Below are 20,981 nucleotides of genomic sequence, written 5' to 3' on the forward strand. Positions count from 1 at the left end.
ATAATGATTAAATACCGCAGTGTGTTTATTACTGCGGTTTTTTATTGTCTTAATAACCTAAGGTTTGTAAATAAAGTACCGTAGCTGCTGTACGTGATTTGACTTGCAGTTTGCGTAATAAGCTTTTCATGTGCACTTTGACTGTTGCTTCTGAAATAAACAGTGAGTCAGCAATAACTTTATTACTATGACCTTTTGCAACTTCTTGTAGTATTTGATTTTCCCGCTCGGTTAAGCTCGAAAATACTGTATTTTCAGTACTGGTGTTGTTGAGAAATTCAACGACTGCACTACTGTATGCTTTCGTGCCAGTTAAGGCCGTTTTTAATAATGCGACCAGTTCATCTGGCTCGGTATCTTTAAGTAAATAACCATCAGCGCCTGCGTCAAGAAGCATTTTAATATCAGCATGATTATCAGAAACGGTAAGGATCACAATACAGGCATCTATGCCTTCATTGCGCAATGTAATCAGGGTATCTAAACCTGAAATGCCTTTCATGTTGAGATCTAACAAGATCAGATCTGCTGGCATTTTATGAGCAAGTGCAATCGCTTCGTTACCATTACTGGCTTCACTAATGACATCAAACTCAGCATCAAAACTCAATAATTGTCCAATACCTCTACGCATTAATGGATGATCATCAACGATCATTACTTTCCAAGGTGTCATATTTATTTTCCTATAATAATGCGAATTGTAATTTAACTTGACTGCCAACACCGACTTGAGAATGGATGATTAATTCCCCTTTTAAGCGAGAGGTACGCTCTTGCATGATATTTAAGCCATAGTGATTAAGTTTTGAGTTTGAAGGATCAAATCCGATCCCATCATCAGTAATTTCAACATTAATAATGCCGTGTTGCTGGTGGCAATGAATTTGAATTTGGTTGGCATCAGCATGCTTAATTGCGTTGAGTACGGCTTCACGAATAATTTGTAATAGATGGACTTGGTTATGTGCAATTAGTGCCATTGAGGGTAACTGGTTATTAATACTAAATGTCGCAGAGGTTTGCTCTCGCAATGGTGCGAGTAATTGATTGAGAGCTTCACTAAAATTAGCTTCTTTGATAGTTAATCTAAACGTGCTTAATAATTCGCGTAATTGGGTATAAGCATTTGATAACTCTTCATCAATGGTTTGTACCGTTTGTTGTTGGTTATCATTAATATTGGTGGCGAGTTGGCGCTTCAATAATGTTAATTGAATTTTTAGATATGATAATGATTGTGCTAAAGAGTCATGTAATTCACGAGCAATGGTCGCGCGTTCTTCCATTAATAATAATTGTTCAGTTTGTTTCTGTGCACGGTTGTAATAAATACCACGACTTAAAATATTGGCGATATTTTCTATTAAAGCCAGATCAGGACAAGGTAATTGGTATTGCCACCATAGCTGTCCCATTATTTCATCATCAATTAATAATGACTGTTGATGCCACGTTGTTGATTGGTACTCACCAACAGTAATTTCAGTCGTGGTGCCATTAGCCTCTTCAATAATTAGTTTGGCTGCAGTTAAGCCATCAATCGCAATTAATGTTTCTAACATTTGTTGAAAATGGTGGTGAGTTAAACGACTGACTGATAGCTGTTGTGAGCAGTTATATAATACTTTAAGTGATTCATTTGCATGACGTAAACGGTGTGTTTTTTCTCGAACATTATGTTCTAAATCCGCATAAAACTTATTTAAATCTGCTGCCATTTGAGTAAATGTACGCGCAAGAATACCTAATTCATTATTACTATTATTATTGATGGTTAATGAAAATTGGTGCTGTTTAATTCGTTTACATCCTGCCATTAATTGATTGAGCGGTACCACTATTTGGCGCTGTGTAAAGTGAATCGTAAATAACACCACCATCAAAATAAGTAATAAACCTACCGCACTAATAAGCGCTAAAAGATGTAATTTGTTTTCGGATGATTGTTGTAATTCAAACACAAATTGATCGATACGTTCTACAAAAGGGGCGACTTGAATTAAATAGCCATCTTTATCTATTTGATCTAATTCTGAACGTACCGCCTGCCATGTTAAGAGTAATTCAGTGTAATGGTGTTGTATTTTTTGAGGGGTATACCAACGATGTAATTCCTGCATTGTTGGTGATGTCAGTGATTGATCAAACTCAATAGTATGAGGATTAAGTAATGGAGATTGAGTTTCTATATCAAAGGCTAATCGATAACTTTGCATTCTTAATGAGCCAGCAGTGTTGATTGCCGCAGCATCGTTAAGACTCGAAACTAGCATACATAACGCTAAGCTAGTTGTTGTTGCAACTAAAAATAGAATTGTAACCATCGAACGGCCAATGGTAGTGGTAACAGAATTTACTTTTTGGTGCTGCATTAATGATAAACCACCTAATATATGAAAAGTTATGAGTAAAAATGAGATTTAACCGCTATACATAAATAGAGATGAGCGTCATTTATGATGTTGTGAGTGATTATGCGATCAAATTATAAAAAATCAGAGATTATCCGTGGCGTTTTTTTGATCTAGAACAAGAAATAGGGTTAATTACCCCTTAATGGGTATGTTCGTAGTTATGACTATATTTAAAAATAACGTAAAAGAAAATTAATAGAAAGTGAATGGCTATCAACAAAGTGATTTGTTGTCATTAATAGGTAAGCATAAGGAGTTGGCAGTGATTAATCGTTCACGTCGAGGTTTTTTGACGCGTAAGCAGCCCTCTCAACAACAACGTTTGCCTTGGATAAAGGACGAAAACACGTTTACTGATCATTGTTTGCGTTGCAGTGCTTGTGTTGATGCTTGTCAAACAAAGGTGATTGTAAAAGGTGATGGTGGCTTTCCGGTGGTGGATTTTAATCATGGGGAAGGTGAGTGCAGTTTCTGTTATCAATGTGCAGATATATGCCCTGAACCTTTATTTGAACCACAGCACCAGCTGCCATGGACACAAGTCGCTACCATTAATTCATCTTGTATCGCATTGAAAAACATTGAATGTCGTAGTTGCGGCGATCAATGTGAAACACAAGCAATTACCTTTTCTTTGCAAGTGGCAAAAGTTGCCCAGCCCGTTATTAATCAGGCTAATTGTAGTGGCTGTGGTGCGTGTATAAATGGTTGTCCTGTGGCTGCGATTGAAATGATAACGCCTTAAATTTAAAAAATTATTAGAGAGTAAACATGACATTAAATGAAGTGCATACCTCAAGCCTTATCGTTCACGTTAAGCCACAATATTTAGCAACGATTAGCCAACAAATTTTAGCGATACCAAATACAGAAATCCCTGCGACAAGTGAAGAAGGTAAAATTATCGTAGTACTTGAGACTGAGAACCAAGGCTACGTAACGGATGCAATTGATAAAATTAATAATTTAGACCATGTGTTAATCACTTTTTTGGTCTATCACCATATTGAGTATTACGATACACACGCTGAGGGTAAGCTATGAAAATGACAAGAAGAGCATTTGTGAAAGCAAATGCTGCAGCATCCGCTGCTGCGGTAGCGGGTATTTCGTTACCAGCATCAGCGACGAATTTAATTGTGAGTTCTGATGAAACTGAAATTAAATGGGATAAAGCGCCTTGTCGTTTTTGTGGTACGGGTTGTTCGGTTTTAGTCGGAACTAAAAATGGACGAGTAGTCGCAACGCAAGGTGATCCACAATCACCGGTGAACAAAGGTCTCAATTGTATTAAAGGCTATTTTTTATCGAAAATAATGTACGGTAAAGATCGTTTACAAGCGCCATTATTACGCATGAAAGATGGCGAGTATCATAAAGAAGGTGAATTTACCCCAGTGTCATGGGATCACGCCTTTGATGTGATGGCTGAAAAGTGGAAAGCGGCATTGAAGAAGCAAGGTCCATCGGGTGTGGGTATGTTTGGTTCTGGTCAATGGACTGTTATGGAAGGCTATGCTGCTTCTAAAATGATGAAGGCAGGTTTCCGTTCAAACAATATTGATCCTAATGCGCGTCACTGTATGGCATCAGCGGTGGTTGGTTTTATTCGTACCTTTGGTATTGATGAACCCATGGGATGTTACGATGATTTTGAACATGCGGATGTGTTTGTGCTTTGGGGCTCAAACATGGCTGAAATGCACCCTGTATTGTGGACACGACTGACTGATCGTCGTTTGAGTCATCCTCATGTCAAAGTGAATGTGTTATCGACCTATGAGCACCGCTCGTTTGAATTAGCTGATAACGGCATGATTTTCCACCCGCAAACTGATTTAGCTATCGCGAATTATATTGCGCATTACATTATTGAAAATGATGCGGTTAATTGGGATTTTGTTAATAAACATACCCACTTTAAGCGTGCTCAAACGGATATTGGTTACGGTTTACGTGATGATAATCCATTACAAAAGCAAGCGGCAAACCCTAACTCTGGCGAATTATTCCCAATGACATTTGAGGAATACAAAGCATCAGTAGCGGAATATACCCTTGAAAAAGCGTCACAAATGTCTGGGGTCGAACCTGAGAAATTAGTTGAGTTAGCTAAATACTATGCTGATCCTAACCTTAAAGTAACGTCACTGTGGACCATGGGAATGAACCAACATACCCGTGGTGTGTGGATGCAAAGTTTAGTTTATAACTTGCATTTATTAACGGGTAAAATTTCAACACCGGGTAATAGTCCGTTTTCATTAACAGGTCAGCCTTCTGCGTGTGGTACTGCCCGTGAAGTGGGTACATTTGCTCACCGTTTACCTGCTGATTTAGTTGTGACTAACCCTAAGCACCGTGCTATTGCTGAAAATATTTGGAAGCTACCAGAAGGTACGATCCCACCAAAACCGGGTTATCACGCTGTGCAGCAAGATCGAATGCTGAATGACGGAAAACTAAATGCTTATTGGGTAATGTGTAATAACAATATGCAAGCGGGTCCTAATATTAATCAAGAGCGTTTACCTGGCTATCGTCATCCCGATAACTTTATCGTCTGTTCTGACCCTTACCCAACGGTTACTGCTCAAGCGTCTGATTTGATTCTACCGACTGCAATGTGGGTTGAAAAAGAAGGTGCTTACGGTAATGCTGAACGTCGTACTCAAGTTTGGTATCAGCAAGTTAAAGCGCCGGGTGAGGCTAAATCTGATCTATGGCAGATCATGGAGTTCTCTAAGCGCTTTAAAGTTGAAGAAGTGTGGGATGAAGCATTACTTAATAAGATGCCTCAGTACCGCGGTAAAACAATGTACGATATTTTGTTCCTTAACGGCCACGTTGATAAGTACCCATTAACCGAAGCGCAGCCATTAAATGATGATGCACAAGCACAAGGTTATTACGTTCAAAAAGGGCTATTTGAAGAATATGCCAGTTTTGGCCGTGGTCATGGACACGATCTAGCCCCTTATGAGGTTTACCATAAAGTACGTGGTCTACGTTGGCCTGTGGTTGATGGCAAAGAGACTCAGTGGCGTTTTAAAGAAGGCACTGATCCCTATGCTAAAAAAGGATCTGGTTGGGACTTTTATGGTAAACCTGACGGTAAAGCATTCATTATCTCAGCACCTTATGAAGCACCACCAGAAGTGCCAGATAAAGATTATGATATGTGGTTATGTACCGGACGCGTGCTTGAACATTGGCATACAGGCACTATGACGCGTCGTGTTCCTGAATTATATAAAGCCGTACCTGATGCGTGGTGTTATATCAATCCAGAAGATGCAAAAAAACGAAATCTTCGTCGTGGTGATGAAGTGTTATTAGCTTCTCGTCGTGGTGAAGTACGTTGTCGAGTAGAAACTCGTGGTCGTAATCGTCCTCCTGTTGGACTCGTTTTCGTACCGTTTTTCGATGCCAATATTTTAGTTAATAAGTTGATCTTGGATGCGACGGATCCATTGTCGAAACAGACAGATTTTAAAAAATGTCCGATTAAGATCACCAAGATCTAATCCATTAATTCAGTGAATGACAGTGGTCGTTCACTGTGACTAGAATATGCCTAGAGACGGAGAACAGCATGAAACGATTATTTTTTGCAGCATTAGTTGCAGGGTTGATGCTTAGCGGTATTGCACATAGTGACGATAACAATGTAGCAGCAACAATTGAAGCTGCCACGACAACAGCGAATATTTCTGCTGCGGCTAAATTAGACAATCCCGGTGGTATTGGTGGGCTTGAGTCATTACGTGGTCTTGCTGAAATAGAAGCAACTCGCCCAGCAGATCTGATGAAACGTTACCCTCGAGATCAAGGGGTAATTGATAGTGATTATGTTTACCAACCGCCATTAATTCCACATACCATTCGCCATTATGAAGTGTCACTTAACGCCAATAAATGTCTTGCGTGTCATAGTTGGAAAAATGCCAAAGAGATGGGTGCAACTAAGATCAGTGTGACCCATTACGTGTCACCACAACAAGGTCAAGTATTGTCTGATGTATCGCCAAGCCGTTATTTTTGTTTGCAGTGCCATGTGCCTCAAGCCGACGCTAAGCCATTAGTTGAGAATGATTTTAAACGTGTAAGCGCATTACGTTAATCGTGACTGAGTAGTAAAAGGGTTTATCTATGAAGTGGTTAAAAACATTTTGGTTACGGCTAAAAACACCCAGTAAAGTTGCGGTCGGATTAGTGCTTTTTATGGGATTTATGGGTGGGTTATTATTCTGGGGCGGGTTTAATACCGTGATGGAAAAAACCAACTCAGAAGAATTTTGCGCTGGATGTCATGCGCCAATCGTTAAAGAAATTCAAGAAACAATTCACTTTTCAAATCGATCAGGTGTCAGAGCTATTTGTTCAGATTGTCACGTACCTCATAATTGGACCGATAAAATTGTCCGTAAAGTACAGGCATCAAAAGAAATCTTTGCACATATGATGGGTACGATTGATACGCCTGAAAAATTCAATGCTCGTCGTGGTCATCTTGCGGAACGAGAATGGCAACGTATGAAAAATAATGACTCTCAAGAATGTCGTAATTGTCACCAGTTCAACTATATGGATTTTTCTGAGCAAGCCCCTCGTAGTGCAAAACAGCACTCAACCGCATTAGCATCGGGTGATAAAACCTGTGTTGATTGCCATAAAGGGATTGCCCATAAGTTACCTGATATGAAAGATGTAGCTGGATGGCAATAAGCTAAGGAGAAACGATGAGTACGCTAGAATCAGTAATTTGGCATACGCTGGGTTATATCGCGATGCCAATGATTATTTTGTCTGGTTTTGTGGCTGTAGCTGCGGTAAGTGTGTGGCTATTGTCGTTAGGTAAAGATAAAAAATTGGATTAAATAGTTATAACAGTCTGATCGTCAAGCCATGGCTGCCATAGTTAACACTAAGGCGGCCATGGCTTTTTGTTATGCTTATTGTGGTTAGTGAATCAGTTGCTGGTGGATGTATCGTGTATTAATTGTTGGTCGATTAATAATGTTCTAAATTGTTGTGCTCGTTTACGGTTAACCCCAAAATCAGAATAGCCGCTGCGAGATATAGATCTTACTTGGAGCTGCTGAGCTTGTTGTTTCACTTCAAAATCGTCAATAAATCCAAACACCGCACTGCGAACTTCAATATGAAAATAATGGTCATCCTGCTCGATCAGTTTTGCCCCTGATAATGTTTGAGCAATAGCAACAATATCGGACCACTTTTGTATACCTTTAGCAGTAAGGGTAAAAGGGGCTAGCTTAAACTTTTCACGCTGTTCAAGCGTGGATACACAATGGGATTTATTATCGCATGGTGTGTCTATTTGACGCTGCGATGGCGTTGATTGTGGATCAGCACAGCCACTGATTAATCCACTTAATGCGGTTATAAAGCCAATAATCTTCATGTTTTTTCTCATCATAGTAGGCTGCCATACGCTAAATAAGCACCAAAACCAATCCAAGAGATAATAACAATACCCCATGGTAACCAATGTTGCTTGTAGATAAGTTGTGGGGCTGGCAGCGAAATATCGATAGTTTCTGATTGATTATTTTTAGTTTGGGTGTTTTTTTTCTTTAATTTATCACGCTCTCTGGCTTTGGCTTTTTGTTGTTTCTTATATAGCTCAATACCTTTCTGAATTCCTTGTGCGATCAGTTTTGTTTGCTCTTTAGTTTGACCTTCTTTTTGCGTGGCCTTCGCAACCCGTAATGCTTCTATTTGTGTTTCTGCTGAAGGGGTTGCATTTTTTTTTATGGTCGTCATACGCACTAGTGACCTTATTGATGAATGATAAATAAGAGTGATTATATCTGATTACTTCATTTTAGCAGCAGTGTTACTGTCTGTGTGGCTGTTGTTATTTATGTTGGAATTTATATATTTATAGTTTTTTGTATGAAAATTCCAGTTTTAGATGAATATAGTATTAATGCTATGTTCATATTGTAACTTTATGATTAGAAAGAATTTACTTGTCTATTTTTACATGATTAATTGGTTAATAAATGACCACATCTTGTTGGTTTTAGATCAAAAAACGTGACTTACATGGCAATATGCATAAATGAAAAGTGCGGTATTCCACAAAAACAACGCTTAAATAGTACTAAATATGCATTGATCGATTAGAGTCGAAATAAGCCATCGTATATTGATGTTATCTAGATTGATGTGTATTGAGTTGAACACGTATGAGGAAAGTTGTTTGCTTTATCCTATCAATGCCTACGATGATCATGGGCAGTTAAAATTAAATAAAATGCTATGGTTGGTGCTGATTTTTAATGCGAAAGCATTGGTGATTTTTATCATGGCAGGGGTGAGTCGAACGCAAGGCGGGCAACTGCTTGAGTTGATTTATCCACTGCGAGAGACTCTTTATGTAGGCATGGTGTTGGGAAGTCCATCCCTATTATTAATGTGGTTATCAGGTCAGCGCAATAACAATAATAAAGTTATACATTATCTGTGGCAGCATGGAAAAAAATTATTAATAGCTGCTTACAGCATCGATTTTGTTTTGCAAATATATCATCTCGTATTGAGTCAGGGTGCATTTTCTTGGATAGGTGCATTAAGCTTGTTATTAACAGTTTGGCTAGGATTATATCTAGTTCGAAGCTCGCGAGTAAAAGATGTGTTTGCACATTAGCTTGTAGAGAGGTAGTCGTAATGGAACCATTAGCAATAGGTAAAGGGCAATTGTTTTTAAGTACATTATTGAGTCCATTAGCAATGGCTGATTGGCTACTAGATGTTAGTTTTGAAATGCAGAGTGCTTGTCGATTACGTCAATCAGTTAATACATCATTGTCATTGTTACCTGGTGAAGAAACTATCTTTTTTGAAGGTTTAAGCCAAGATAATCATCATTTGTATCGTGAAGTGGTAGGTAGTGCGCAACTGTTAGATGTGTCAGCTGAAAGTGTTAGTATTGCATTACAGGTACAAGAACGCTTAGACGATGGTGGTTGGCGGACTATCCTAGCACAGACATTATCGACTGGATTAAATATGCCAATGTTATTTGAATCGGCTGGACCTAATTGTGAACATGTTAAATTACAAGTTGAGGTGATGACTGCATAAGCCATTAATTGATAATGTATGACAATTATACTTAAGAAACGCGACTATTTTTTAGTGGCGTTTTTTTATGACTGTTAATTAATAAAACGAATAGAGCCTATATGCCTATTGGCTAGTATAACTACTGCTATTAGATACATTGTTCAAGTGAAATAAGCAAAGTGTTACAGAGGCTATCTGGTGGGTTGTTATAGGCTATGTCGCTTTATAGCAGATATAAAAAAACGCAGCTAGAAAGCTGCGTTTTTTATTAAGATATTAGTTATCTTATTTCTTGATGCGTAATACTGGTGTTTCACCAACGTTTACAGCACCAGATAGCTTGATTAGCTCTTTGATCTCGTCCATGTTAGAGATAACAACTGGAGTCAATGTTGACTTAGCTTTCTCTTCTAGAAGTGCAAGATCGAATTCGATGATAGTGTCGCCAACTTTAACAGTTTGGCCTTCTTCAGCGATGCGAGTGAAACCTTCGCCTTTAAGTTCAACAGTATCAATACCAAAGTGAACAAAAAGCTCGATGCCATCGTCAGACTCAATAGAGAAAGCGTGGTTAGTTTCGAAAATCTTACCGATAGTACCGTTTACTGGTGCAACCATTTTGTTGCCAGTTGGTTTGATAGCAATACCATCACCAACAATCTTTTCAGCAAACACTACATCAGGCACATCTTCGATGTTAACGATTTCGCCAGAAAGTGGTGCGATAATTTCAATTACACTAGCTTCACTGCTATCGTCAGAAACCATTTTTTTTAATTTGTCAAACAGGCCCATATCATTGCTCCTAAGCGTTGTTATTTTATCTGCTACTATATTATTAGCAGATGGTTTTTTCTGCGATGAATTTTTCTACGTGTTCTTCAATCTCAGCCGCAGTAGGAAGAGTTAATGCATACTCTGCCATTGCTTTAACGTCAGCAAAGTTAGCATTACGGATAACTTTCTTAACGCGAGGAATCGAAATAGCACTCATGCTGAACTCGTCAAGACCCATACCTAATAGCAGTAGGGTAGCACGTTCGTCGCCAGCAAGCTCACCACACATACCTGTCCACTTACCTTCAACGTGAGAAGCATCAATAACTTGCTTGATCACAGTAAGTACTGCAGGTGATAGTGGATTGTAGAGATGAGAAATAAGCTCATTACCACGGTCAACTGCTAGAGTATACTGGGTTAAATCGTTGGTACCAATACTAAAGAAAGAAACTTCTTTCGCTAAGTGGTGCGCAATCGCTGCAGCTGCTGGTGTTTCAACCATAACACCGATCTCGATGTCAGCGTCAAATGCCAAGCCTTCTGCTGTTAATTCAACCTTAAACGCTTCAATTGCTGCTTTTAACGTACGTACTTCTTCAACCGAAATGATCATCGGGAACATGATACGAACTTTACCGTGAGCGGATGCACGTAAAATAGCACGGAATTGGTCACGAAGAATTTCAGGACGATCTAGGCTGATACGAATTGCACGCCAACCCAAGAATGGGTTCATTTCTTTAGGAAGATCTAAGTAAGGAAGATCTTTGTCACCACCGATATCCATAGTACGGATAATCACTGGCTCGCCATGCATTGCTTCTGCAACTTCTTTGTATGCTTGGTACTGTTCTTCTTCTGTAGGCAGAGAATCACGGTCCATAAACAAGAATTCAGTACGGTATAGACCAACGCCTTCACCACCGTTACGGCTTACACCTTTACAGTCTTTAACTGTACCAATGTTGCCGCATACTTCAACTTGCTTACCATCAAGTGTAATAGCAGGAAGATCTTTTAGCTTAGCTAATTCTTCTTGCTCTGCTTTATCAGCATCACGGATAGCTTTAAATTTATTTAGTTCATCATCAGTTGGGTTGATAACAATCTGGTTATTGATTGCATCAAGAACAAGCATGTCGCCATTCTTAACTAAAGATGTAATATTATTTGTTCCTACAAGAGCAGGAATTTCTAGTGAACGCGCCATGATAGAGGTGTGTGAAGTACGACCACCAATATTAGTAATGAAGCCAAGAACGAACTCTAGATTAATTTGTGCTGTTTCTGATGGTGTTAAGTCGTTAGCGACTAGAATTACCTGCTCATTAATAGCACTTAAATTGATAACATTAATGCCTAATGCGTTCTTAACAAAACGATTACCGATATCACGAATATCACTTGCACGTTCTTTTAAGTATTCATCATCAAGAGATTCAAGGGTTTGTGCTTGTTCTTCAATGATCGAATAGATGGCATAATCAGCTGAATGCTTATCTTTAATAAGGGCTATGATTTCTTCTTCTAGCTCCTCATCTTCAAGCAACATGATGTGACCTTCAAAGATGGCTTCTTTCTCTTCACCAAAGGTGACACGTGCTTTTTCTTTGATAACTTCAAGTTGCTCAGAAGATTTTTTTCGAGCGTCGAAGAAACGTTGAATTTCGTTATCGATCTGGTCTGCAGCGATAGGAGTTTTGTTTAAAACAATCTCTTCTTCTTGCAATAGCAATGCTTTACCGAAAGCAATACCAGGAGACGCCAGGATACCTGAAATCATAGCCTTACCTTTAAATTAACTAAAAACTGGAAACGCGTTTGTATACAAACTTAGTTTAGATCTCGCGGAACATTGCGATTTCAGCACCGTCGTGTAGCTCTGTAAGAGTTACTAGCTTATCTACTGCTTCTTGAGCTTGTGCTCCTTCTGCCGCGATAGTAATAACAGCACCTTTAACTAGGCCAAGTGTTTGAAGCTTAAATAAGCTCTTAGCGTTTGCACTTTTACCGTTTGAAGTTACTGTGATGTCTGCTTCAAATGATTTTGCGTCTTTAACGAACTGTGCCGCTGGACGAGTGTGTAGGCCGTTTGGTGCAGTGATTTCAACTTGCTTCTGATACATATGTCACCCCGATTTAGATATAATTGTTATATTAATAGTTTGCTCTATGCACTATAACCGCTGTGATTATAGTCTCAGCATATTGTTCAAGTAGTATAAACTACCTAATAACATGCTGTCTTAGCTTTAATCCAAGTCAAAGTTTTATGAGAAACTTTTTTTTTGGTATTAATCAAAATTGACTAATAATTGTCCTTTTATTTTGATGCTAAAAATAAAGCGCATCAGCTTTATAGTAAAGCTGAGAATAAAATGCAACAAAAAAGCCCGCAAAGGGCCTTTTTGAGTGTAGATATACCTATATAACATCACAAAGTGTGATCACTGTTGGGTTTCTTTTTCTGTAAAGACACCCGCAAAAAGTGCTGTTGATAAGTAGCGTTCACCTGAACTGGGTAAAATAACAACAATATTTTTATCGGAAAATTCTGGTCTAGCGGCAATATTATTTGCTGCAACAACGGCTGCACCGGATGAAATTCCAGCTAATATGCCTTCTTCATTCATTAAACGACGTGCCATCTCAATAGCATCTTCTGAACTGACTAGCTCAATTTCATCGATAAGTGTTAAGTCAAGGTTGCCAGGAATAAAGCCTGCACCAATACCTTGAATTTTATGTGGCCCTGGTTGAATCGTTTCACCATTTACGGTTTGAGTGATTACTGGCGATTCTGTGGGCTCAACGGCAACAACGGTAATTGCTTTGCCTTGTTGTTGTTTTATGTAACGGCTAACACCGGTTAGTGTTCCGCCAGTACCAACACCTGAGACAAAAACATCGATTTCACCATCGGTAGCATCCCAGATTTCAGGGCCGGTGGTTTTTTCATGAATAGCAGGGTTAGCAGGGTTATTAAATTGTTGTAATAGTAAATACTTATTTGGGTCTGAATTGACAATCTCTTCTGCTTTATCAATAGCACCTTTCATACCTTTGGCAGCTTCTGTGAGAATCAATTTCGCACCAAGGGCTTTTAATAATTTACGACGTTCAATACTCATGCTTTCTGGCATGGTCAGGGTAAGTTTATAACCACGGGCAGCAGCCACAAAAGCAAGTGCGATACCTGTATTACCGCTGGTTGGCTCTACGAGTTCAATGCCTTCTTTTAAGAGACCATTTTTTTCTGCTTCCCACACCATATTGGCACCAATACGGCATTTGACACTGAAACTAGGATTACGAGCTTCAATTTTCGCAAGCACTTTGCCATTACTGACACGATTAAGACGTACCAGCGGAGTGTTACCAATAGTGAGAGAGTTGTCTTCGTATATTTTGCTCATACTTCATTCCTTCGTGACAAATTAGACTTAATGTTGAATAGATTAAGCATATACCTGTCTTTATATTTGCAAAGTAATTAATGGTTATATCTTATTGTTATTATGTGATAGTTGCTATTATTTTTATATTGTTGTTTATTATTTGTTGCATTTTATTGCTATTGAAATCGTATTTATTGGTAACGCTAAAAGACAAAAAAGGTCAACAGCGAGAAGCTATTGACCTTATATTTGAAATATTAATAATGACTAGTAACGTTTAAATTGGGTACGATAATGATCAACCCACATTGCAGTTGCTCCACATACAGCAATAGGCATGACAAATAAATTAATGATAGGAACCATCGTTAATAGCATCACGACAGCGCCAAAGCTTAATGCTTGTCCTCGTTTTTGTTTGAGTGCATCTCGCATCGTAGGGAATGGCACTTTATGGTTATCAAATGGATAATCAACATATTGAATGGTCATCATCCAAGCATTGAATAAGAACCATAATATTGGTGCAACTGTTTGGCCAATAACCGGAACCCACATTAAAATGAGTAATCCAATGGCTTTGGGTAGATAATACTTAAGTTTGGTCCATTCTCGACCCATCGTTCGAGGTAGATCTTTTATTAATGCTTTGAAACTATCATCTGGTGGTGTTTGCCCTGTAAGTTTTGCTTCAAGATATTCAGCTAACAGTCCGTTAAACGGTGCTGCTATCCAGTTAGCGATGGTACTGAAAAAGTATGAGAATGAGACGAGGGCGGCAATAGCAAGTAATGGCCATAAAAGATAAGAAAGCCAGTCCAGCCAGCTAGGTAAATAGCTTAACCAATGGTTAATCCATCCGCCTAAATGATTTAATAATGTAGCAAAAGCTGTACCAAGTAATACAATATTGATTAGCAGAGGAATGAGAACAAAACGTCGCGTACCTGGTTGAGAGGCGAGTTTTAAGCCTTGAAAAAAATAACCAGCACCGCTGGTCGTTGATCTTATATTATGCTGTTGTGACATTTCTTTCTCCGGAATAAGCATTTTTTAGTGTTTTACTGCTCATTTGTTTAGGTTTCTTTATCAATGTTAACGGTAGAGGTAGGATGGAATCAAATAACAAAATTGTTGTCATTACTTTAACAACAAAATAAAAATGATGAGTCACAATACAAAAATGATGTAAATCTGTACAAAAAACTGCAAGCTGACACTATCCTTGATGGAATCTCAATATTCATCTTCTCATTGTCAAGTGAATTTTGGTACAGTAAGTCATTCGGTGAGAAATTCTAACTAGATACTAAGTTTCCTAGTAGATTTTTTTCTATTATTAACCCCGTAAAGGGATAACGAGTTAATTTAGAGTATTCATATGCAGGAATTGCGTCTAGTTCTTATTATTGTTGGTGCGTTAGCAATTGCAGCGCTTCTTTTTCATGGTCTATGGACAAGTAGAAAAGAGAAACCAGCTAAATTTGGTGAGAAACCACTAAGTAAAATAGATGAAGCGAATCTTGAAAGTCAAGATATTGCCAAAGAGAGTATTAGTGACGTCCGTGTTGTGAATAGCGCACCGGAAGTGACAGAAGCTAAGTCAAATCAACCTGATGTTATTGCAACAAAATCAGCGCCAAAGCGTAAAGAACCTGGTTTTAGTTTTGGTGAACGTCCTCAACAAGATCCATTGTTAGGTGAGACTGTGTCTCAAAATATCAATGCAACATCTAAAACTGTGACTCATGAACGTATTGAGCCTCAAATGCATATTGGTTCTGCGTCTCAACCAAGTGTTGCGCCTCAACCAAGTGTTGCGCCTCAGCCAAGTGTTGCGCCTCAACCAAGTGTTGCGCCTCAACCAAGTGTTGCGCCTCAACCAAGTGTTGCGCCTCAGCCAAGTGTTGCGCCTCAGCCAAGTGTTGCGCCTCAACCAAGTGTTGCGCCTCAGCCAAGTGTTGCGCCTCAGCCAAGTGTTGCGCCTCAGCCAAGTGTTGCGCCTCAGCCAAGTGTTGCGCCTCAGCCAAGTGTTGCGTCTCAACCAAGTGTTGCGTCTCAACCAAGTGTTGCACCTCAACCAAGTGTTGTGTCTCAACCAACAGTTACTGAAAAAATGACTGTCGCGCCAACGCCTATTTTTACGCCTGTAGATGATAAAGAAGACATTGACGCTGAAGTTGTTACCGTTGTAACTCCTGAACCGGAAATTATTCCTGAGCCAGAAGTAATTTTAGAGCCGGAAGTGCTACCTGAGCCTGAACCGTTACCACCAAGTTATTTATCTGTTTGTGTACATGCACGTAAGGGTAAGGTACTTCGTGGGCCATCATTATTTGCATGTTTAGAGCGTAATGGTTTGATTTTCGGTGAAAATTCAGTTTTCCATCGACATGCTGATTTAGCAGGTACTGAGCCAGTTATTTTTTCAGTGACTAACTTGCTTAATCCCGGTACGTTTCCTGAAACGAACTACCAGCATTTTGAAACACCAGGCATTGGCTTTTTCTTAATGTTGCCATGTCATGGTAAAGCATCAAGTAACTTCAATATGATGTTACAAACAGCACAGCAAATTGCTGATCAACTTAATGCTGATGTAATGGATCAAGATCGTGTCATGATCACACCAAATCGTATTGCAGCATATCGAGAAAAATCAGTAAAATATAATCAATGCTAAGTTGATAGATTATTATTGATGAAAATTCAGGCTCCTTCGGGGGCCTGAATTTTATTGTATCTACTGATATAACGATAAAAATTTACTGTTTTGTAATCAGAGTCATTAATCAACATTTTCTTCAGGTAGGAATTGAAATGAGCACCGATCTTCAGCAACAACTTGCCAGCTTAAAACAACAACTAGATTATCATGGCCATCGTTATTACGTTGAAGATAACCCAGAGATACCTGATGCTGAATACGATCGTTTGATGCAACAGTTATTGGCGATTGAAGCTGAGCATCCACAGTGGATAACCAATGATTCACCAAGCCAGCGAGTGGGTGGTAGTGCGCTTGATGGTTTTACTCAAGTAACCCATGAGATTGCGATGCTGTCATTAGGTAATGCGTTTAATGATGATGATTTACGTGATTTTCAAAAGCGACTTCAAGATCGATTACGTGATAGCAGCAGTATTAGTTATTGTTGTGAACCTAAATTAGATGGCTTAGCCGTTAGTTTACTGTATGAGAACGGGGTGCTTATTCAAGCAGCAACGCGTGGTGATGGTGCTACGGGTGAAAATATTACTCATAATGTACGTACTATTGGTGCGATCCCATTACGTTTACGGGGTGATGATTGGCCGCAACGGCTAGAAGTGCGCGGTGAAGTATTTATGCCCAAAAAAGGCTTTGATAAACTCAATGCTAACGCACTTAAAAAAGGCCTTAAAACGTTTGCTAATCCACGTAATGCGGCAGCAGGTAGTTTACGTCAGCTTGATCCTAAGATTACAGCTACCCGCCCATTAAGTTTTTATGCCTATGCGGTGGGTGTCGTAGAAGGGCGAGAGTTAGCTGATACGCAATATCAACGTTTATGTCAGTTAAAAGCGTGGGGATTGCCAATGTGCCCAGAAATTCGTTGTGTTGATAGCATTGAGGCGGTGATTGAATATCATCAAATGATTGGTGAAAAACGCCAATCTTTAGGTTATGAAATTGATGGGGTGGTGATCAAAGTTGATCAATTAGATCTGCAACAGCAACTGGGTTTTGTTGCTCGTGCACCTCGTTGGGCGATTGCTTATAAGTTCCCAGCCCAAGAAGAAATGACTATTTTAAATAATGTTGAATTTCAGGTTGGCCGCACAGGGGCGATAACACCAGTAGCAAAACTTGAACCGGTATTTGTTGGCGGAGTTACCGTCAGTAATGCGACGTTGCACAATGCAGATGAAGTGTCACGCTTAGGCGTCATGATTGGTGATACGGTGATTATTCGTCGTGCAGGTGATGTTATTCCTCAAATTGCTGCCGTGGTTGAGTCTCGTCGTCCTGCTGATGCCGTGGCGATAGTGTTTCCGACAGAATGCCCAGTGTGCCAGTCTAAAGTTGAACGTGTTGAAGGAGAGGCTGTTGCGCGTTGTTCTGGCGGCTTATTCTGTCAAGCACAACGTAAAGAAGCACTTAAACATTTTGTTTCACGGAAGGCATTAGACGTTGATGGTTGCGGTGAAAAAGTCATTGAGCAATTAGTTGATCGTGAAATGGTTTCAACGCCAGCTGATTTGTTTAAGTTCAGTGCTGGAGAGGTAACGGTACTTGAGCGTATGGGGCCTAAATCAGCTCAAAAATTAATTGATGCGTTATCAGCGTCGAAAAAAACGACGTTAGCACGGTTTATTTATTCATTAGGTATTCGTGAAGTGGGTGAAGCAACCGCTGCCAATGTCGCTAATTATTTTGAAACTTTAGACGCGATCAGTCAGGCATCTAAAGAACAACTGATTAAAGTCCCTGATGTGGGTGACGTTGTTGCCGCGCATTTGTTTAATTTCTTCCGTGAACCACATAATATGACGGTGATTGAAGAGTTATTAGCGCAAGGTATTCATTGGCCTACTATTGAAAAGCCTCAAGCAGGGGTTGAATTGCCATTAGAGGGTAAGGTGGTAGTACTTACAGGTTCATTATCACAGTTGACTCGTGGTGACGCTAAAGCAGCCTTACAAGCTTTAGGTGCTAAAGTAACGGGTAGTGTTTCTAAGAAAACTGATTTATTGGTTGCTGGTGAAGCGGCAGGATCTAAATTAGCTAAAGCTCAAGAGTTAAATATTGAAATTTGGGATGAACAACAGCTGGTTGATTTAATGGCTAATGCATAAAATTACGACCATTTAATATTGAAGCCTCACTTTTGTGAGGCTTTTTTGTGACTGCTATTTAACCTATATGTGTACTGATTATCGAGAGTAAACTTAATTTTTAGTATTTATTTAATGGTCACAATGAAAAAAATTTTCGGTTGACATCCATAGCCGATTATTTGTGAGCTTGCTAATGGCGCTATTCTAAAAACACGACACTGTTCACAATAACAAATGATATATTATTTAACACGTTGTTTATTAATGATTATTTTTTATTTTTATCTTGATGGTAAAAACATATGACATTGATCACGATAGCGCCAAAAGTTTGCACTCAATCATATTTTCACTATTAAAAAGTAAGTTCTTATTGATGTTTTGCGCTGCGAAAGTAGTCTTAGTACCGAAGTTACTTAAAGTTCAATTTAAAAAGAAATAATATGCATTGGTTGAAATGATTCGACCGACATATAGGAGATTTACTTGCCACCTTCGGCGGCCAACCTTTCAGGGGCAAGTAAACAGCTAATATCTTTTAGGAGTTATTCCATGGAAATTAAAAAATCTTTACTTGCATTAGCAATATCATCACTAGTTATGTCTGGCTCTGTTTTTTCTGCAGATGCAGATGCTGTATCTATCGAAAAATTAAAAGAATCATTTTCGTATGAAGTATACGGTGTTATTGCGATGCAAGCTTTAACTCGTGATTACAATGAAGCGGGTAAGGCTCTTTGGGCTGAAGATAGTAACTGGAAATTAAATAATGAATCACGCATTGGTTTCCGTGGTAGTAAAGATTTAGCTAAAGGCCCAACGTTTATTTGGCAAATTGAATCTGGTTATGTTGGTGGTAGCAGTGCCGCTCCTGGTGCCGATGGTAAACTAGGTGTTCGTGATACGTTCGTTGGTTTTGAAGGTGAATCTTGGGGTAAAATCCGTGTGGGTCGTGTTCTAACACCAATTTATGAAATCATTGACTGGCCTGGATCAAACCCTGGCCTAGGCGATGTTTATGACTGGGGTTATGGTATCGCTGGTGCACCATATCAAGATCGCCAATCTGACACAGTTCGTTGGGATTCTCCTACCTGGGGTGGATTCAGTGTTGATTTAGCATTTGGTCGTGGTGATAACGTTGCTGATGCCGATAGTAACTGGGCTGGCGCTGCTGTACATTATGCATTTGGTGGAATTATTCTACAAGCTGCATATGAGCGAAATGATTCATCAAAATCAGGTAAGTCTGCTGGTTTTGAGTTTGATCCAGCTACTGGTAATTCAAAACCAACAGCAGCAGTAGCTGCTCAAGATTGGATTAATGATACTTATTTAATCGGTGTTCAAGGTAACTTTGAGAATGGTCTTGGTTTCTTTGCTCAATATAAGATGATGGAAGCTGATTCACAAATTGCAGGTGTTGATGATCAAAGTCAAAATTCATACACCGCTGGTGTTATGTACAATGTATCTGATTACCAATTCAAAATCGGCTATGCAGCGAATGACAAGTTAGAAGATGGCGGGAAGAAAGTCGCACATACTGATGACTCTGTAATTTCTGGTCAAGTAATGTACTTCATTGATCCGTCAGCAGTTGTTTATACTCGTGTTCGTCATGTTGAACGTGGTGAAGGCGACACTAAGCGTGTAGATAACGAAAACCCAGAGTTTATGGAATACTCTGTAGGTGTTGAATACTACTTCTAATAATCAACTATTAATTATTAGTATTATTAAAGAACGAGCAAATGCTCGTTCTTTTATTTAAATATAAACAGGGTACTTTGTATGAGAAAAAAGATAATTTGTTGCTTGTTACCGCTTGTATCGCTGTTTTCTAGCAATATTTATGCTGATGTTAAATTACAATCGGCTAAAGAAATGAATGCCGTTGTTGTGAATGGAAAAGCGGAAGGTTGGTCTTTTATTCAAGGTACTAATAATATTATTTTACCAAACGGCGAAAATCAGATTTTATTCCAAATGGGTAAAATTGTTTTAGAAGATGCCGCTAAGAAAAAATTTAACTCAATACCATTATTAATAAAATTTGAAAGTCAAGATTCAGTTCTTACATTAAGTTACCCAAATATTAGAACATTAGATCAAGCTAAATCATTTGATAAATCACCACAGATAAAACTAAAAAATAGCAATGGTGAGAACGTACCTTTTGAATTAAAACAACTAGATAACAATGGATTACAGAATTTCCGTGATTATGAAAGAGAAGTTGCTAATTATAATGAATTAGGTGGTATTGCTGCTGTAACTCAAGTATCGCCAGAGCCTCAATTACAGACTAAAGCTGTATTCATTCCTTCAGATGTAAAACCTTCACCAGAAGCTAAAATGGTGTTTTTGAAAAATGCATTCACATCTTTAAGCCCAGAAGAAAAGCAGCAATTCATGTCGTGGGGATTAAAACATTTATAATCCATATTAAAGAAAAAAAGCGTCA

The 20,981-nt window shown here is 38.9% G+C and carries 21 protein-coding genes; 12 read left to right on the plus strand and 9 right to left on the minus strand.

Going from position 1 to position 20,981, the window contains the following annotated elements; all coding sequences use genetic code 11:
• Positions 1 to 49: 49 nt before the first annotated feature.
• Positions 50 to 676 carry a response regulator gene (locus GLP24_RS02145; protein ID WP_101767325.1) on the minus strand — a complete coding sequence of 209 codons (627 nt, stop codon included), beginning with the start codon at positions 674 to 676 and terminating at the stop codon, positions 50 to 52.
• A gap of 10 nt (positions 677 to 686) precedes the next feature.
• Complete coding sequence (gene narQ, locus GLP24_RS02150; RefSeq protein WP_232615461.1) at positions 687 to 2,375, minus strand: nitrate/nitrite two-component system sensor histidine kinase NarQ; 1,689 nt, start codon at positions 2,373 to 2,375, stop codon at positions 687 to 689.
• Positions 2,376 to 2,679: 304 nt separating this feature from the next.
• On the opposite strand from narQ, the gene napF reads away from it, so the two are divergent.
• The 6 genes from napF (at position 2,680) to GLP24_RS02180 (ending at position 7,297) form a co-directional block, all read left to right on the plus strand.
• Positions 2,680 to 3,162, plus strand: coding sequence for a ferredoxin-type protein NapF (gene napF / locus GLP24_RS02155; RefSeq protein WP_232603054.1), 483 nt, complete (start codon positions 2,680 to 2,682; stop codon positions 3,160 to 3,162).
• A gap of 26 nt (positions 3,163 to 3,188) precedes the next feature.
• A complete protein-coding gene (locus GLP24_RS02160) occupies positions 3,189 to 3,461 on the plus strand; it encodes a chaperone NapD (protein ID WP_101767322.1) in 273 nt (90 codons plus the stop codon).
• A complete protein-coding gene (gene napA, locus GLP24_RS02165) occupies positions 3,458 to 5,944 on the plus strand; it encodes a periplasmic nitrate reductase subunit alpha (RefSeq protein WP_232615462.1) in 2,487 nt (828 codons plus the stop codon). Before GLP24_RS02160 ends, napA begins: the two co-directional genes overlap by 4 nt.
• A 68-nt stretch (positions 5,945 to 6,012) precedes the next feature.
• A complete protein-coding gene (locus GLP24_RS02170; protein WP_232598839.1) occupies positions 6,013 to 6,540 on the plus strand; it encodes a nitrate reductase cytochrome c-type subunit in 528 nt (175 codons plus the stop codon).
• A 29-nt stretch (positions 6,541 to 6,569) separates the two neighbouring features.
• Positions 6,570 to 7,145, plus strand: a complete 576-nt coding sequence (locus tag GLP24_RS02175; RefSeq protein WP_101767319.1) for a NapC/NirT family cytochrome c — start codon at positions 6,570 to 6,572, stop codon at positions 7,143 to 7,145.
• Positions 7,146 to 7,159: 14 nt separating this feature from the next.
• A complete protein-coding gene (locus GLP24_RS02180) occupies positions 7,160 to 7,297 on the plus strand; it encodes a TIGR02808 family protein (RefSeq protein WP_065193058.1) in 138 nt (45 codons plus the stop codon).
• 92 nt (positions 7,298 to 7,389) lie between these two features.
• Here the strand turns inward: GLP24_RS02180 and GLP24_RS02185 are convergent, their stop codons facing one another.
• Together GLP24_RS02185 and GLP24_RS02190 are read right to left on the minus strand one after the other, a co-directional pair.
• On the minus strand, positions 7,390 to 7,860 hold the full coding sequence (locus GLP24_RS02185) for a DUF1499 domain-containing protein (protein ID WP_232615463.1): 471 nt from the start codon (positions 7,858 to 7,860) through the stop codon (positions 7,390 to 7,392).
• Positions 7,857 to 8,207, minus strand: coding sequence for a DUF2956 domain-containing protein (locus tag GLP24_RS02190; RefSeq protein ID WP_152653943.1), 351 nt, complete (start codon positions 8,205 to 8,207; stop codon positions 7,857 to 7,859). Before GLP24_RS02190 ends, GLP24_RS02185 begins: the two co-directional genes overlap by 4 nt.
• Positions 8,208 to 8,649: 442 nt before the next feature.
• Between GLP24_RS02190 and GLP24_RS02195 the strand changes: the two genes are divergently transcribed.
• Positions 8,650 to 9,096, plus strand: a complete 447-nt coding sequence (locus GLP24_RS02195) for a DUF2919 domain-containing protein (RefSeq protein WP_101767317.1) — start codon at positions 8,650 to 8,652, stop codon at positions 9,094 to 9,096.
• Positions 9,097 to 9,116: 20 nt separating this feature from the next.
• Complete coding sequence (locus GLP24_RS02200) at positions 9,117 to 9,533, plus strand: hypothetical protein (protein ID WP_101767316.1); 417 nt, start codon at positions 9,117 to 9,119, stop codon at positions 9,531 to 9,533.
• A 267-nt stretch (positions 9,534 to 9,800) separates the two neighbouring features.
• On the opposite strand, the gene crr is transcribed toward GLP24_RS02200, so the two are convergent.
• The 5 genes from crr to cysZ all read right to left on the minus strand — a co-directional run bounded on the left by crr (position 9,801) and on the right by cysZ (position 14,722).
• Positions 9,801 to 10,310: a PTS glucose transporter subunit IIA gene (gene crr, locus GLP24_RS02205; protein ID WP_045037603.1), complete on the minus strand. Its 510-nt coding sequence runs from the start codon at positions 10,308 to 10,310 to the stop codon at positions 9,801 to 9,803.
• Between the two features lie 43 nt (positions 10,311 to 10,353).
• Complete coding sequence (ptsI, locus tag GLP24_RS02210; protein ID WP_101767315.1) at positions 10,354 to 12,078, minus strand: phosphoenolpyruvate-protein phosphotransferase PtsI; 1,725 nt, start codon at positions 12,076 to 12,078, stop codon at positions 10,354 to 10,356.
• 55 nt (positions 12,079 to 12,133) lie between these two features.
• Positions 12,134 to 12,421 (minus strand): HPr family phosphocarrier protein, encoded by a 288-nt coding sequence (locus GLP24_RS02215; protein WP_101767314.1) that lies wholly within the window; start codon positions 12,419 to 12,421, stop codon positions 12,134 to 12,136.
• A gap of 321 nt (positions 12,422 to 12,742) precedes the next feature.
• A complete protein-coding gene (gene cysK / locus GLP24_RS02220) occupies positions 12,743 to 13,711 on the minus strand; it encodes a cysteine synthase A (RefSeq protein WP_101767313.1) in 969 nt (322 codons plus the stop codon).
• A 249-nt stretch (positions 13,712 to 13,960) separates the two neighbouring features.
• Positions 13,961 to 14,722 carry a sulfate transporter CysZ gene (gene cysZ / locus GLP24_RS02225; protein WP_101767312.1) on the minus strand — a complete coding sequence of 254 codons (762 nt, stop codon included), beginning with the start codon at positions 14,720 to 14,722 and terminating at the stop codon, positions 13,961 to 13,963.
• 352 nt (positions 14,723 to 15,074) lie between these two features.
• Between cysZ and zipA the strand changes: the two genes are divergently transcribed.
• The 4 genes from zipA to GLP24_RS02245 all read left to right on the plus strand — a co-directional run bounded on the left by zipA (position 15,075) and on the right by GLP24_RS02245 (position 20,956).
• Positions 15,075 to 16,376, plus strand: coding sequence for a cell division protein ZipA (gene zipA, locus GLP24_RS02230; protein ID WP_232615464.1), 1,302 nt, complete (start codon positions 15,075 to 15,077; stop codon positions 16,374 to 16,376).
• 137 nt (positions 16,377 to 16,513) lie between these two features.
• Positions 16,514 to 18,532 carry an NAD-dependent DNA ligase LigA gene (ligA, locus tag GLP24_RS02235; RefSeq protein ID WP_232600725.1) on the plus strand — a complete coding sequence of 673 codons (2,019 nt, stop codon included), beginning with the start codon at positions 16,514 to 16,516 and terminating at the stop codon, positions 18,530 to 18,532.
• Between the two features lie 534 nt (positions 18,533 to 19,066).
• Positions 19,067 to 20,227 carry a porin gene (locus GLP24_RS02240; protein WP_232615465.1) on the plus strand — a complete coding sequence of 387 codons (1,161 nt, stop codon included), beginning with the start codon at positions 19,067 to 19,069 and terminating at the stop codon, positions 20,225 to 20,227.
• Between the two features lie 81 nt (positions 20,228 to 20,308).
• Entirely contained in the window at positions 20,309 to 20,956 is a 648-nt protein-coding gene (locus tag GLP24_RS02245) for a YccT family protein (protein WP_232615466.1), read from the plus strand.
• Positions 20,957 to 20,981: the final 25 nt, after the last annotated feature.

The sequence above is a fragment of the Photobacterium carnosum genome, assembly GCF_021236965.1.
GTDB classification, from domain to species: domain Bacteria; phylum Pseudomonadota; class Gammaproteobacteria; order Enterobacterales; family Vibrionaceae; genus Photobacterium; species Photobacterium carnosum.